Annotated in this window: 14 protein-coding genes and 1 pseudogene; 14 read left to right on the top strand and 1 reads right to left on the bottom strand. The window is 57.3% G+C overall.

The genetic code is table 11. The annotated features are described in order from the left end of the window. The first annotated feature begins 42 nt into the window (after positions 1–42). A complete protein-coding gene (locus tag WA928_RS00945; RefSeq protein WP_424298400.1) occupies positions 43–1,035 on the top strand; it encodes an aldo/keto reductase in 993 nt (330 codons plus the stop codon). Positions 1,036–1,102: 67 nt separating this feature from the next. After that, positions 1,103–2,002: a DUF1932 domain-containing protein gene (locus WA928_RS00940; RefSeq protein ID WP_424298397.1), complete on the top strand. Its 900-nt coding sequence runs from the start codon at positions 1,103–1,105 to the stop codon at positions 2,000–2,002. Between the two features lie 31 nt (positions 2,003–2,033). On the opposite strand, the gene WA928_RS00935 is transcribed toward WA928_RS00940, so the two are convergent. Beyond that, complete coding sequence (locus tag WA928_RS00935; protein ID WP_424298394.1) at positions 2,034–2,945, bottom strand: LysR substrate-binding domain-containing protein; 912 nt, start codon at positions 2,943–2,945, stop codon at positions 2,034–2,036. 137 nt (positions 2,946–3,082) lie between these two features. Here WA928_RS00935 and WA928_RS00930 point away from each other — a divergent pair, with 137 nt between their 5' ends. The 12 genes and pseudogenes from WA928_RS00930 to WA928_RS00875 all read left to right on the top strand — a co-directional run. Continuing rightward, positions 3,083–4,228 carry a 4-oxalomesaconate tautomerase gene (locus tag WA928_RS00930; protein ID WP_424298391.1) on the top strand — a complete coding sequence of 382 codons (1,146 nt, stop codon included), beginning with the start codon at positions 3,083–3,085 and terminating at the stop codon, positions 4,226–4,228. A gap of 37 nt (positions 4,229–4,265) precedes the next feature. Continuing rightward, positions 4,266–5,294: an amidohydrolase family protein gene (locus WA928_RS00925; protein ID WP_424298521.1), complete on the top strand. Its 1,029-nt coding sequence runs from the start codon at positions 4,266–4,268 to the stop codon at positions 5,292–5,294. A gap of 21 nt (positions 5,295–5,315) precedes the next feature. Continuing rightward, entirely contained in the window at positions 5,316–6,011 is a 696-nt protein-coding gene (ligK, locus tag WA928_RS00920) for a 4-carboxy-4-hydroxy-2-oxoadipate aldolase/oxaloacetate decarboxylase (RefSeq protein ID WP_424298388.1), read from the top strand. Positions 6,012–6,020: 9 nt separating this feature from the next. Further along, complete coding sequence (locus WA928_RS00915) at positions 6,021–6,938, top strand: amidohydrolase family protein (protein ID WP_424298385.1); 918 nt, start codon at positions 6,021–6,023, stop codon at positions 6,936–6,938. 3 nt (positions 6,939–6,941) lie between these two features. Beyond that, positions 6,942–7,334, top strand: a complete 393-nt coding sequence (ligA, locus tag WA928_RS00910) for a protocatechuate 4,5-dioxygenase subunit alpha (protein WP_350383220.1) — start codon at positions 6,942–6,944, stop codon at positions 7,332–7,334. Beyond that, positions 7,331–8,197 (top strand): class III extradiol dioxygenase subunit beta, encoded by an 867-nt coding sequence (locus WA928_RS00905; RefSeq protein WP_424298382.1) that lies wholly within the window; start codon positions 7,331–7,333, stop codon positions 8,195–8,197. Before ligA ends, WA928_RS00905 begins: the two co-directional genes overlap by 4 nt. Further along, a complete protein-coding gene (locus WA928_RS00900) occupies positions 8,197–9,156 on the top strand; it encodes a Gfo/Idh/MocA family oxidoreductase (RefSeq protein ID WP_424298379.1) in 960 nt (319 codons plus the stop codon). Before WA928_RS00905 ends, WA928_RS00900 begins: the two co-directional genes overlap by 1 nt. 38 nt (positions 9,157–9,194) lie before the next feature. Beyond that, a complete protein-coding gene (locus WA928_RS00895) occupies positions 9,195–10,367 on the top strand; it encodes an ABC transporter substrate-binding protein (RefSeq protein ID WP_424298376.1) in 1,173 nt (390 codons plus the stop codon). A gap of 58 nt (positions 10,368–10,425) precedes the next feature. Further along, the gene (locus tag WA928_RS00890) at positions 10,426–11,280 is read left to right on the top strand and encodes a branched-chain amino acid ABC transporter permease (RefSeq protein ID WP_424298373.1); all 855 of its coding nucleotides are present in this window, start codon (positions 10,426–10,428) and stop codon (positions 11,278–11,280) included. A 15-nt stretch (positions 11,281–11,295) separates the two neighbouring features. Continuing rightward, positions 11,296–12,345 (top strand): branched-chain amino acid ABC transporter permease, encoded by a 1,050-nt coding sequence (locus WA928_RS00885; RefSeq protein WP_424298370.1) that lies wholly within the window; start codon positions 11,296–11,298, stop codon positions 12,343–12,345. Beyond that, entirely contained in the window at positions 12,342–13,091 is a 750-nt protein-coding gene (locus tag WA928_RS00880) for an ABC transporter ATP-binding protein (RefSeq protein WP_424298367.1), read from the top strand. Before WA928_RS00885 ends, WA928_RS00880 begins: the two co-directional genes overlap by 4 nt. Further along, positions 13,084–13,782 (top strand): annotated as a pseudogene (locus WA928_RS00875) (ABC transporter ATP-binding protein); the annotation flags it as partial. The gene WA928_RS00880 and the pseudogene WA928_RS00875, both read left to right, overlap by 8 nt. Between the last annotated feature and the right edge of the window lie 14 nt (positions 13,783–13,796).

Below are 13,796 nucleotides of genomic sequence, written 5' to 3'. Positions count from 1 at the left end.
TGCCGGTTTACTTCATTTGGCGCTTGCACCGATAATCGGATCATGATGACAGACGCACGTACGATCGCCGGTAATCCGGTATTTCCCATTGGCCTGGGATGCATGGGCCTTAGTCACGGTTATGGCCCGGCCGCAGCGCCCGATCAGGCAGAAGCCTTGCTGCTTGCGGCGCTTGAACAAGGTGTCACCCTGTTTGACACCGCAGCCTTGTACGGCTTCGGCGCTAATGAAACGCTGCTGGGCCAGGTGCTGGCCCCCCATCGCAAGCAGTTCTTTCTGGCCAGCAAATGCGGGATCTTTCGTGAAAACGGCAAGCGCCGTATCGATGGCCGGCCTGAGACTCTGCGTAAAACCTGCGAAGACTCGCTGCAGCGCTTGCGCACCGATGTCATCGATCTCTACTACCTGCATCGCTGGGATAAATCGGTTCCTATCGAAGACAGCGTTGGCGCATTGGCCGATCTCGTCCAAGCGGGCAAGATCCGTTATCTGGGGCTGTCCGAGGTATCCGCTGAAACCTTGCGCCGGGCCCATGCCGTGCATCCGATTGCTGCCGTTCAAAGCGAGTACTCGCTCTGGACGCGTAATGTCGAAATTGCGGTGCTGCAGGCATGCCGCGATATTGGTGCCGCTATGGTGGCATTCAGCCCGCTGGGTCGGGGGTTCCTGGCCGGTGGGGTGCCCTCACCAGACGCGTTGCCCGAGACCGATATGCGACGCCGCCACCCCCGGTTTCAGCCAGATGCGTTTTCACGTAATCAGGTGTTGTTGCACTGGCTTCAAGACCACGCCCGGACGCTGCAATGCACGCCTGGCCAGTTGGCGCTTGCCTGGCTGCTGCACCAGGGCCCCGACATCATCCCGATTCCCGGCACCTGCAATGTCCGGCACCTGCAAGAAAATCTGGCTGCGGCGCAGGTGGCCATCAGCCCGGCACTTGATCAGGCGATCTCTGCCTTTTTTCAGCCGGGTCAAATTGCCGGAGAGCGCTACGCACCGGCATCACAGCTGGAAATAGACACGGAACAGTTTTAGTCCGGCCCTGCGGCGTCCTGCCGATATGCGGATGGGGGTGTGGGCCTGGCAACGTCATGGAGGATATATGCAACGGATGCGCTTGGGCATGATTGGTTATGGTGAAGTCGGCGGCATTTTTTGTGCCGGGCTGGTGCCGCAACTGCAAGCGGTATGCGCCTGGGATCTCAAATTGGCCACAGCGGCCAGTGCTGCGCCGCTAAAGGCCAAGGCGGCCGAAAACGGGATCACCCTGAGTGGCTCGATGGCGGATCTTTGTGCGGCCAGCAATCTGCTGATCTCCGCCGTGACGGCCTCCAATACAGTGGCGGTTGCCCAGGAAGCAGCGGCACACTTGCAGGCGGGTACCGTCTTTCTTGATCTGAACTCGGCATCTCCCGGTGCCAAGCGCCAGGCTGCTGCACTCATCGAAGCCGCAGGTGGGCACTACGTAGAGGCAGGCGTCATGACGTCCGTGCCGCCTTACGGCATCCGCGTGCCGATGTTGCTGGGAGGCGCGTATGCAGAGACGCTGGCCGGGCAACTCACTGCCATGGGCATGGATGCCAAAGTGGTTTCACCAGAGCTCGGTGTGGCCTCAGCCATCAAGATGTGCCGCAGCGTGATGATCAAAGGCCTGGAGGCGCTGGTGATTGAAAGCTACACCACCGCGCGTGCGTATGGAGTCGAGGATTACGTGCTGCCAACGCTGCAGGAAACCTTCCCGTCGATCGACTGGACGGAGCAGGGCCGATATTTTTTCAGCCGTGTTGTGCAGCACGGGCGTCGTCGCGCCGAAGAGATGCGCGAGGTGGCCAATACCGTCCGTGAAGCGGGCTTCGAGCCCTGGATGGCTGCTGCAACTGCCGAAAAACAAGACTGGGTGGCAGGGCAGGCTGCTGAAGGTGCGTTTCAGCCTTTGCCGGCCAAAGCCGACTGGCAAGCCTATGCCGATTGTCTGATTGCCTCTTCCAAAAAATCATCCTGATATTTGCTTGTGGTTGTCCTGGCGGGATTGGTCAGCCTTGAATCATGGCGGGTGGGTAGACGATTTGCACGGTTTTATGGATGAGCTCCAGCACGGCCTGCTGTGTCAGGGTTGTGATCCGGCCGGATGCCGTGGCCAGATATAGCTGGCTATATAGGCTGGGTTCGGCGATTGGTCGGATGTGATATCCATCGGGGTGTGCGGATGTCGTGACGGCATGTTCGCTAAGAACCGCGTAGCCGGCGCCGTCTGCCACCAGATCCAGGATGGCCGCCACCCCATCAATTTCTAGGCGGATATTAGGACGCTGGCCAATTTGTGTCAGTTGCGATTCCAGCAGCATGCGCACGGTATGTGGCCGGTTCGGAATCACCAGAGGAATGCCGGCCAGTGCGTCCAAAGAAATAGGCACCTTCGAGGGGTGGGGCCCTTTGGGACCCACAAGATATAAACGCTCGCTGGTCAGGGGGCGGAGGTCGAGCTCGGCCGACACGGTTGGGTTGTATAGCAGGGCGATATCCAGGCGGCCGGCCAACAGGGACTCCTGCATCATCAGCGAAAGCCCTTCGCTGATGGACAGCGTTGCATTGGGCAGTTGCTTGCGAAACTGCCGCGTCAGCGGTACGGTAAGCATTTTGGATGCGCTGGGGGCAATGCCCAGTGCCACGCGGCCGGCCAGAGCCCCTTGTACACGGCCCATATCTTCTTTGGCACGTTCTACCTGGTGCAAAATGCCGCGGCAATGTGCCAGCAAAAGCTTGCCGGCCTCGGTGGTGGTCACCCCGCGTCCGTTGCGGTTGAGCAGATTCTGGCGGAGTTCAACCTCAAGCAGCCGAACCTGTCGGCTCAGCGCAGGCTGGGCGATGTCCAGCGCATGGGAGGCTTGCGTAAAACTGCCGAGTTCAGCCACCCGGGTGAAGTACTCCAGCTGTTTCAGATCCATCTCAGGGTTTACCCTTGTTTCCTGTTATATGAACGATCCAATTATATCAATTTGATATAGCAGATAGTGGACAAGCACACTTAATCTCTCACTGGGATCCGACCATAATAGGTTCACGTTGACTGATTGGTGAAGTAATGCAAAGGTCTGTCCCAACTCTTTTCATGCGTGGTGGTACATCCCGTGGTCCGTTCTTTCTAGAGCACGACTTGCCGCAAGATACCGCAACACGCGATCGCGTGCTGCTGGCGGTGATGGGCTCGCCCGATCGCCGGCAAATCGATGGCCTGGGCGGTGCGCATCCGCTGACCAGCAAGGTGGGGATTGTTCGTGCTGGCACCACACCGGGTGTCGACCTCGAATTCCTGTTTGCTCAACTGCAGCCCGACCGTGACACCGTGGATACCACGGCCAATTGCGGCAATATGCTGGCCGCTGTGGTGCCGTTTGCCCTCGAGCGCGGCCTGATTCAGGCACAAGGTGACGAAACCACGGTTCGTGTCCTGACGCGCAATACCGGCATGCAGTGCGACATCACAGTATTGACACCCGATACGTCCGAGGGGCGTCAGGTGTGCTACGAAGGCCAGGCCCGTATCGACGGCGTACCAGGCACATCTGCGCCGATCACCATCAACTTTCTGGATACGGCGGGTTCGGTGTGTGATGGCCTGTTGCCCACTGGTAATGTATGCGATCACGTGCGGATAACACCACCAGCAGGGGCCGATTTTCCACCGTTCGAGCTTGATGTCACTTGTATCGATAACGGCATGCCCCTGGTGCTGTTCAAAGCGGCCGATCTGGGTTGCTCTGGCCAGGAAACACCGGCCGAGCTCAATGCAGATACGACACTCAAGGCCCGTATCGAGGCCTTGCGCCTGAAAACGGCGGCCATGATGGGCCTGGGTGATGTCACGGATCGCAACTATCCAAAAATGACGCTGGTTTCCGCACCGCAGGCGGATGGGGCCATCAACACGCGTTGCTTTATTCCGCATGTCTGTCACGAGGCCATTGGCGTATTGGCGGCGGTCACCGTGGGTACGGCCTGTGTGCTGGACGGTGCCGTGCCGCATGCCCTGGCACAACTGCCGGCAGGGCGGCGCAAGGCGGTTTCCATCGAACACCCCAGTGGCGAATTCACGGTTGAACTCGAGCTGGATGCACAAGACCCCCAGAAGATTGTTCGGGCAGCGCTTTTGCGTACGGCTCGCCTGATCATGCGAGGCGAAGTCATGATTCCGGCAGGGGTCTGGCCCACGGACGGCGGTGCCGCCTGACTTGTTTTAAAAGGATATTGTCATGAGTCGAAAACCCCTGATCATTGATTGCCACGGGCACTACACCACGGCGCCCCAGGCACTGGCGGATTGGCGCGAACGCCAGGTTGCCGGCATTCAGGATCCGGCCCTTGCACCCAAAGTGTCCGAGCTCCGTATTTCGGATGATGCGCTTAAAGAAAGCATAGAGTCCAACCAGCTGCGCCTCATGAAAGAGCGGGGTTCGGACCTGACCATTTTTTCGCCGCGTGCCAGTTTCATGGCGCATCACATTGGTGATTTTCAGGTCTCCAGTACTTGGTCGGCGATCTGCAACGAGCTCTGCTACCGGGTCTCAACCCTGTTTCCCGAACACTTTGCCATGGCTGCGATGCTGCCGCAGTCCCCAGGGGTGGATCCGGCCACATGCATCCCCGAACTTGAGCGTTGCGTGAAGGAGTACGGGGCAGTCGGGATCAATCTCAATCCCGATCCCTCTGGTGGTCACTGGACGTCACCGCCGCTGTCGGACCGCTCGTGGTATCCCATCTACGAGAAGATGGTCGAATACGACATCCCGGCGATGATTCATGTGTCCACCAGCTGCAATGCGTGTTTTCATACCACGGGTGCGCATTACCTCAATGCCGACACCACCGCATTCATGCAGTGCCTTACCTCTGATCTTTTCCGTGATTTCCCCACGCTGCGTTTTGTGGTTCCTCATGGGGGTGGCGCCGTACCGTATCACTGGGGCCGCTTTCGCGGGCTGGCTCAGGCACTTAAAAAACCCTTGCTCGATGAACATTTGCTAAACAATATCTATTTTGATACTTGTGTCTATCACCAGCCGGGTATCGACCTTCTTACCCGCGTGATTCCGGTCAAGAATGTATTGTTTGCCTCAGAAATGATCGGTGCAGTCAGGGGGATCGACCCTGAAACCGGGCATTATTTTGATGACACCAAGCGCTATATCGAATCCACCACCACTTTGTCGGACGCTGATCGCTTCCAGATCTACGAGGGTAACGTCCGGCGTGTCTATCCGCGCCTGGATACGGCCTTGAAAGCCCGCGGCTTGTAAGTTTTTTGGAGATTACTGACCATGAACACCCCCTTGAACCAGCTTGGTATTGTGCATCGCTCGATTAACCGGGCCGATCCTGCTGTCGTAGAGGCGTTGTCCCACTTCGGTGTGGCGACAGTTCATGAGGCCATGGGGCGTGTGGGCCTGATGAAGCCGTACATGCGGCCAATCTGGCGAGGTGCGCGCATGTGCGGCACGGCTGTCACTGTGCTGCTGCAGCCGGGCGACAATTGGATGCTGCACGTGGCTGCAGAGCAGATCAAGCCGGGTGATGTCGTGGTGGCGGCATGCATCACTGACAATACCGATGGCTACTTTGGAGATCTCCTGGCCACCTCTTACCAGGCGCGTGGGGCACGGGGGCTCATCATCGATGGTGGCGTGCGTGACGTCGACGCGCTGGAATCGATGAACTTCCCGGTCTTTAGCAGGGCCATCAGTGCCAAGGGTACAGTCAAGGGCACACTGGGGTCAGTCAATATTCCGGTGGTGTGTGCTGGTGCCCAGGTAATGCCGGGCGATGTCGTTGTGGCGGATACCGACGGCGTCGTGGTGGTGCCCGCTGCTGTAGCAGCGCAGGTGGCTGCCAAGGCCCAGGCCCGCGAAGACAACGAAACCTCAAAGCGGGAAATCTTCGCATCTGGTGTGTTGGGGCTGGACTACTACAAAATGCGTGAAGGCCTGGAAAAAGCCGGCCTTACCTATATCGACTAAGGATCCCTCATGAGTCTGGCAGAATCTTTCGTCAAGACACCTGGCTGGCTGGATTATTACTCCGGCCCCAGCAAACCGCGGTTTCAGCTACCTGCAGGAGCGGTGGACGCGCATTGCCATGTGTTTGGGCCAGGAGATGTGTTTCCCTATGCATCGCAGCGCAAGTACACCCCATGCGACGCCCCCAAAGAGGCTTTGTTCGCTTTGCGCGACCACCTGGGCTTCGAGAAAAATGTGATTGTGCAGGCCACTTGCCACGGTACGGACAATCGTGCCTTGCTTGATGCGCTAAAGTCCTCAGGCGGCCGGGCTCGCGGCGTCGCCACAGTGAGCCAGGATGTAACCGATACCGAATTGCAGGCCATGCACGCGGCTGGTGTTCGTGGCACGCGTTTCAATTTTGTGCGGCGCCTGGCTGATTTCACTCCTCCCAAGGTACTGGCTGATCTTGCTGCGCGTATTGCGCCGCTGGGTTGGCACGTGGTGGTGTACTTCGAGGCCAAGGATCTTCCCGAGCTCTACGACTTTTTCACCCAGTTGCCGACCACTGTAGTGGTGGATCATATGGGTCGTCCCGATGTCACCCAGCCGGTAGACGGGCCCGAGTTTCAGCGCTTTGTGCGCTTGCTGGCAGAACATCCGAATATTTGGACGAAAGTCAGTTGTCCCGAGCGCCTGAGTCAGTCGGGGCCTCCGGCACTGGATGGCGAACAATACGCCTACCGCGACGTGGTGCCCTTTGCCTGCCAGCTGGTTCAGTCATTTCCGGATCGTGTGCTGTGGGGCACCGATTGGCCTCACCCCAACCTGAAATCCCATATGCCTGACGATGGTTTGCTGGTGGATTACATCCCGCAGATTGCGCCGACGGCCGAGCTGCAGCGCAAGCTGCTGGTCGATAATCCCAACCGCTTGTACTGGAGGTAAGCCATGTCCCTGAACAAGCCCTATACCGATATCCCGGGTACCACGATCTTCGATGCTGATCAGTCCCGCAAGGGGTATCACCTGAATCAATTTTGCATGTCACTCATGAAAGCAGCCAATCGCGAGCGCTTTCTGGCTGATGAAAGAGCCTATGTCGATGAATGGCCGATGTCCGAAGAGCAAAAGCAGGCTGTATTGGCCCGTGATTTAAATCGCTGCCTGTCATTGGGCGGCAATATTTATTTTCTGGCCAAGCTGGGTGCAACGGATGGTCGCTCGTTTCAATACATGGCAGCCAGCATGACGGGCATGACCCAAGAAGAATACGCTGCCATGATGTTGTCCGGTGGGCGATCCGTCGAAGGTAACCGTAAAATCGGAGAAAACAAGCCATGAACCGAACCCATGCACGCATTACGGCGAGCGTCTATTCCTCGCACGTACCAGCTATTGGCGCCGCATTGGATCTGGGCAAGTCAGGCAACGAGTACTGGGCACCCTTGTTCAAGGGCTACGATCGTTCACGTCAATGGATGAAAGAAAACCGGCCGGATGTTATTTTTCTGGTTTACAACGACCACGCCACTGCATTTGATCTCAATTTCATTCCTACCTTTGCCATTGGCTGCGCCGCCGAGTTTCAACCGGCCGACGAAGGCTGGGGGGCTCGCCCTGTGCCCAAAGTTGTCGGTCACCCCGAGCTTGCCTCGCATATTGCACAATCGGTCATCCAGCAGGATTTCGATCTCACCATCGTCAATAAAATGGATGTGGATCACGGCCTCACCGTGCCCTTGTCGTTGATGTGTGGGCAGCCCGATGCCTGGCCGTGCCCCGTCATTCCGTTTGCAGTCAATGTGGTGCAGTACCCGGTGCCGTCGGGGCAACGTTGTTTTCAGTTGGGGCAGGCGATCCGCCGTGCCATCGAAAGCTACGATCAGCCCCTTAATGTGCAGATCTGGGGCACGGGCGGCATGAGCCACCAATTGCAGGGCCCCAGGGCCGGCCTGATCAACAGCGAGTTTGACAATGCGTTCCTTGATCAACTGATCAGCGATCCAGCAGCGCAGGCCCGGGTGCCGCATATCGATTACGTGCGTGAAGCAGGGTCAGAAGGCATCGAGCTGGTGATGTGGCTGATTGCTAGAGGTGCCATGGCTGATGTGGCGGGTGGCCCGGCGCCGCGCCTGGTACATCGTTTCTACCATGTGCCTGCGTCCAATACGGCGGTTGGGCACATGATTCTGGAGGAACAGTAATGTCGCAGCAAACACTCAGAGTGGCACTGGCTGGTGCTGGTGCATTCGGGATCAAGCATCTGGACGGCATTACCCGCATTGACGGCGTGGAGGTGGTGGCGCTGGTCAGCCGCGATCTCGATAAGACACGTGCGGTTGCACAAAAATACGGCATCGAGCAGGCAACCACCGAGCTCGATGAGGTGTTGTCCCGCCAGGACATCGATGCCGTTATTTTGTGTACGCCTACCCAGATGCATGCTGCGCAGGCAATGGCCTGTCTGCAGGCAGGCAAGCATGTACAGGTTGAGATCCCGATGGCCGATTCACTGGCGGACGCCGAAGCGCTGGTGGCGACGGCGGCCAAAGCAGGCAAAGTGGCCATGTGTGGCCATACGCGGCGGTTTAATCCCAGCCACCAGTACGTGCATCAGCAGGTGCAGCAGGGGCGGTTCAATATCCAACAAATGGATGTGCAAACGTATTTCTTTCGACGTACCAACATGAATGCACTGGGCCAGCCTCGCAGCTGGACGGATCACCTGCTGTGGCACCATGCCGCTCATACCGTCGACTTGTTTGCTTATCAATGCAATAGCCCGATTGTTCAGGCGCATGCGATGCAAGGGCCTGTCCACCCGCAGTTAGGAATTGCCATGGACATGTCGGTACAGCTAAAGGCGGCCAGTGGCGCCCTTTGCACGCTATCGCTCAGTTTCAACAACGATGGCCCATTGGGTACATTCTTTCGTTATATCGGGGATACCGCAACGTATATTGCCCGCTACGATGATCTCATGACCGGGCGCGATGAAACTATTGATGTCAGTCAGGTGGCGGTATCCATGAATGGCATCGAATTACAAGACCGTGAATTTTTTGCGGCGATCCGTGAAGGGCGTGAACCCAATGCCAGCGTAGCGCAGGTGCTGCCATGCTATCGCGTCCTGCATCAGCTCGAGCAACAATTGCGGGCCTGATGTGCCATACCCTTCTAAAAACCTTTCAGGAGAGAGACATGAAATCAGCATTTAAAGCCGGAGCCCTGGTTTTGGGTACAGCCCTGGCATTCAGCAATCCGGCACAAGCCGCTGACGACCTCAAAATTGGCGTTGTGCTCTCGGTGTCCGGCCCATTTGCCGATTATGGCAAACAGATTCGCGAAGGCATTGATCTGTATATGGCCGAGCACGGAGATACGGTTGCAGGCCGCAAGGTCAAGGTTTTGATCCGGGACGATACCGGTATTGCGCCGCAAATTGCCAAACGGCAGGCGCAAGAACTGCTGATCAAGGACAAAGTGGATATTTTGGCCGGGTTTGATCTGACGCCTAATGCTTTTTCCGCTGCGCCGCTGGCCACCGAAGCCAAGGTGCCGATGGTGGTGATGAATGCAGCAACGTCCTCTGTCACCGAAAAATCGCCGTATATTGTTCGCGTGTCGATGACCCTGCCGCAAGGCGCCTGGGCGATGGCCAAGTGGGCGCACGATAACAAGTTCAAGACCGCTTACACCCTGGTGGCTGATTACGGCCCAGGCCATGATGCCGAAGAGTACTTCAAAAAAACCTTCACCAGCCTGGGTGGCAAGGTAGTTGGCAGCGTGCGCACGCCTGTGATGACCACAGACTACTCGCCGTTTCTGCAACGCATCAAGGATGAAAAACCCGACGCTGCTTTCTTCTTTGTGCCGCCAGGCAGCTCGATGGTGGCGCTCATGAAAGGCTACCGGGAGCTGGGCCTGGACAAGCTGGGTATCCAACAGATGGGCCCGGGCGACATGACCGACGAGGCTTCTTTGGCTGCGCTGGGGGATGTGGCCCTTGGCATGGTTACTGCGTTTCATTACTCCGAGGCGCATGATTCAGCCGTCAACAAGGCATTTACAGCCGCCTATGCCAAAGCCTATCCCAAGGATCGCCCCAACTTCATGTCGGTGGGTGGCTACGACGGCATGCATCTTATTTACCAGGCACTTGAGAAAACCAAGGGCGACGCCAGTGGCGATGCCTTTATTGCAGCCGTCAAGGGCATGAAATGGGAAAGCCCGCGGGGCCCGGTACAGATCGATCCGGACACTCGCGACATTATTCAAAATGAATATATCCGCAAGCTCGAACGTGTGAATGGCACCCTGCAAAACGTCGAATTTGCCACGTTTGAAGCGGTGAAGGACCCGGGCAAGCAATAAGCCTCTTTAGCCATCGGGCAGCCTGCAAGGCTGCCCGTCTCACCCTTCGGGATGAATCATGACTATTCTCTTTGATGGCATTGCCTCGGGCATGCTGCTGTTTTTGATCAGTGTGGGCTTGTCCGTCACCCTGGGCCTGATGAATTTCGTCAATCTGGCCCATGGTGCGTTTGCCATGCTGGGCGGCTATGTCTGCGTCATTTTGCTCAACAACTATGGTGTGCCGTTCTTGGCCACCTTGCCGGCAGCCATCCTGGTGCCCGCAGTTGTGGGCGCCATCCTCGAGCGTACGCTTTATCGCCGCCTGTATGCCTCGTCTGATCTCGATCAGGTTTTGTTTTCTCTTGGGCTGGTGTTTATGGCGGTGGCTGCGGCCCATTATGCGTTTGGCGCGCAGCAGCAGCCTCTGCATTTGCCTGATTACCTATTGGGCCAGATTCATTTGCCCGGCATGGATATTGGTGTTTATCGCCTGTTTTTGGTGGTGGTCGGATTGCTGGTTGCGGTTCTGTTGCAGTGGTCGATTATCAAAACATCTTTTGGTGCGCGCTTGCGGGCTGCCGTTGATAATCAGCGGGTGGCTCGTGGCATGGGTATTGATGTCAATCGGGTGTTCAGCCTTACCTTTGCGCTGGGTTCTGCGCTGGCCGGCCTGGGCGGGGCGTTAGGCGTGCAGATGCTGGGCCTGGATCCCGAGTTTCCAGTTAAATATCTTGTTTATTTTCTGATTGTGGTGTCCGTGGGCGGTAGCGGCAACATTCTTGGCTCTTTGTATGCCGCAATCCTGCTTGGTGTGGCTGATGTCGTGGGCAAGTATTACATCCCGCAAATCGGCGCCTTCATTATTTATGCGGTGATGGTGGCCAGCCTGATTTATCGTCCCCATGGCCTGTTTGGCCATTCTCACAAATAAGAGGCCCGACAGATCATGACGTCTGCTACTCATACTGCACAGCCTCGGCGTACGGGCCCGGCACAAGATCCATTGGCCAGATTTCGTGCCAGCACGCGATGGAAGCCCCTCGAATACTTATTCTGGTGTCTGCCGATACTGGCGTATTTTGCCTTTCCTGGCAATTACCTGCTGCTTACGCAAATTGCTATCACGGGCTTGTTTGCCGTATCGCTCGATCTCATCTTTGGGTACGCCGGCATTATTTCGCTGGGCCATGCAGCCTTTTTTGGGGTGGGTGCCTATACCGTGGGCTTGCTGGGTTCACATGGTTGGGGCGATCCGCTTTTGGGCCTGGTGCTGGGGGCTTTCTTTGCCGGCATGATTGGTTTTTTCAGCAGCTTTTTATTGTTGCGCGGCAATGATTTGTCCCGTCTGATGGTGACCCTGGGTGTGGCGCTCATGATCTACGAGCTTGCCAACAAACTCACCAATATCACCGGCGGGGTCGATGGTATGCCGGGCATCGAAATCAAGCCGATTTTGGGGCTGTTCGATTTCGATCTTTATGGCAAAACTGGTTATATCTACTCGGTCGTGGTGCTGTTCCTGTTGTTTTGGGTAGCACGTCGTCTGGTGCATTCTCCGTTTGGTCAAAGTCTGCGGGGTATTCGCCAAAACGCGTTGCGGATGCCTGCACTGGGTGTACCGGTTAATCGGCGCCTGGTAAAGGTCTATACCATCGGTGCAGCCTATGCCGGTGTTGCTGGTGCCTTGCTGGCGCAAACCAATCAGTTTGTCTCTCTCGATGTGCTTGGTTTTCAGCGCTCGGCCGACTTGCTGCTGATCCTGATCCTGGGTGGCGCAGGTCATTTGTATGGCGGCCTGGTGGGTGCGATTGCCTACGTCCTGCTTCATTATTTCCTGTCGGATATGAACCCCGAATACTGGCTGTTCTGGCTTGGCCTGATCCTGGTGCTGATCGTACTCTTTGCCCGTGGAGGCATCCTGGGTACTGCCAAGGCCTGGGTCAGGTCTTCCCGCCGCCGGGCCGAGTCACGCAATCCTACGGAGACGTCCCAATGACTGTCGCGCTGCAAACGCAGGATTTAGTCCGGAAATTTGGCGGGTTTGTGGTGACTGATCACGTCAGTCTGACGGTTGAGTCCGGTGCCCGTCATGCCCTGATTGGCCCCAATGGGGCAGGCAAGACCACTCTGATCAATTTGCTGACAGGCTATCTTGAGCCCACCTCCGGCCGGGTTTCACTAATGGGGGCTGATGTCACCCAAATGGCGCAGCACGAGCGTTGTCGTCAGGGGCTGGTGCGCACGTTTCAGATCAACCAGCTGTTTCCCGAAATGACGGTACTGGAGTCTGTTGTGTTGGCTGTCAGCGAGCGCCACGGCTTGGGTACGCGTTGGTGGAACCCTCTGGCCAGGCAGGCCGAGTTTGTCGACGAGGCCGCCAGCATTCTGGATCGCCTGAAGCTCTTGCCTGATGCATACGAAGAAACACGCAGTCTCGCCTATGGGCGCCAACGTCTGATCGAAATTGCGCTGGCTTTGGCAATGCAGCCCAAAGTGCTGTTGCTCGATGAGCCGGCGGCTGGTGTGCCCACCAGCGAGAGTCAGGAGCTTTTTGAAACCATTGCCCAGTTGCCTCGGGATGTCACGATCCTCTTGATCGAGCACGACATGAATCTGGTTTTCCGGTTTGCCGACCGTATCTCTGTGTTGGTGTCTGGTGCCTTGCTGGTCGAAGACACGCCCGACGTGATTGCCCGGCATCCACGCGTCAAAGAGGTGTACCTGGGAGAATCCCATGACTGAACTGTTGCGCCTGGAGAACGTATGGGCAGGATACGGAGATGCCGTCATCCTTGAAGACATCTCGTTTGCACTAGAGCAAAACGACAGCCTTGCGTTGCTGGGACGCAATGGCATGGGCAAGACAACCCTGCTGGCCACTCTGATGGGGGCAACCCGGCTGCGCCAGGGAAAAATCTTCTACCAGGGCAAGGATATTGCGCAGGTTTCCAGCCATCGCCGGGCCAGGGCCGGGTTAGGCTGGGTGCCGCAAGAGCGGGACATTTTCAAATCGCTCACCGTCGAAGAAAACCTCACCGTGGTGGCCCAGCCAGGGCAATGGACGCTCAAACGGGTTTACGAGCTGTTTCCTCGTCTGGAAGAGCGGCGGGCCAATCTGGGTAATCAACTCTCGGGGGGTGAGCAACAGATGCTGGCAATGGGACGCGCCCTGATGCTTAATCCCAGGTTGTTGCTGCTGGATGAGCCGCTTGAGGGCCTGGCACCACTGATTGCCCAAGAGCTTTTACACATTATTGATCGCATGGTGCATGAGGGCGGCATGGCTGTGATTCTGGTCGAGCAGCATGCCCGTCAGATTTTGCCCATCATGCGCCGGGCTTTAGTGCTTGAACGTGGCCGAATCGTATATGCCGGTGACAGTGCCGAGTTGCTGCAAGATCGCGAGCGCCTGGATGGCTGGCTGGGGGCCGCTTCAGCGCAATCCTC

It is taken from the genome of Castellaniella sp., from assembly GCF_049651205.1.
In the GTDB taxonomy this organism is placed as follows: Bacteria; Pseudomonadota; Gammaproteobacteria; order Burkholderiales; family Burkholderiaceae_B; genus Castellaniella.
Note: the sequence above shows the minus strand (reverse complement) of the source record. Positions and strands in the feature narration are given on the sequence as shown.

Coding starts and splice junctions, on each gene's coding strand:
- WA928_RS00945 (WP_424298400.1), top strand. CDS start 43: ATGATGACAGACGCACGTACGATCGCCGGTAATCCGGTATTTCCCATT.
- WA928_RS00940 (WP_424298397.1), top strand. CDS start 1,103: ATGCAACGGATGCGCTTGGGCATGATTGGTTATGGTGAAGTCGGCGGC.
- WA928_RS00935 (WP_424298394.1), bottom strand. CDS start 2,945: ATGGATCTGAAACAGCTGGAGTACTTCACCCGGGTGGCTGAACTCGGC.
- WA928_RS00930 (WP_424298391.1), top strand. CDS start 3,083: ATGCAAAGGTCTGTCCCAACTCTTTTCATGCGTGGTGGTACATCCCGT.
- ligK (WP_424298388.1), top strand. CDS start 5,316: ATGAACACCCCCTTGAACCAGCTTGGTATTGTGCATCGCTCGATTAAC.
- WA928_RS00915 (WP_424298385.1), top strand. CDS start 6,021: ATGAGTCTGGCAGAATCTTTCGTCAAGACACCTGGCTGGCTGGATTAT.
- ligA (WP_350383220.1), top strand. CDS start 6,942: ATGTCCCTGAACAAGCCCTATACCGATATCCCGGGTACCACGATCTTC.
- WA928_RS00905 (WP_424298382.1), top strand. CDS start 7,331: ATGAACCGAACCCATGCACGCATTACGGCGAGCGTCTATTCCTCGCAC.
- WA928_RS00900 (WP_424298379.1), top strand. CDS start 8,197: ATGTCGCAGCAAACACTCAGAGTGGCACTGGCTGGTGCTGGTGCATTC.
- WA928_RS00895 (WP_424298376.1), top strand. CDS start 9,195: ATGAAATCAGCATTTAAAGCCGGAGCCCTGGTTTTGGGTACAGCCCTG.
- WA928_RS00890 (WP_424298373.1), top strand. CDS start 10,426: ATGACTATTCTCTTTGATGGCATTGCCTCGGGCATGCTGCTGTTTTTG.
- WA928_RS00885 (WP_424298370.1), top strand. CDS start 11,296: ATGACGTCTGCTACTCATACTGCACAGCCTCGGCGTACGGGCCCGGCA.
- WA928_RS00880 (WP_424298367.1), top strand. CDS start 12,342: ATGACTGTCGCGCTGCAAACGCAGGATTTAGTCCGGAAATTTGGCGGG.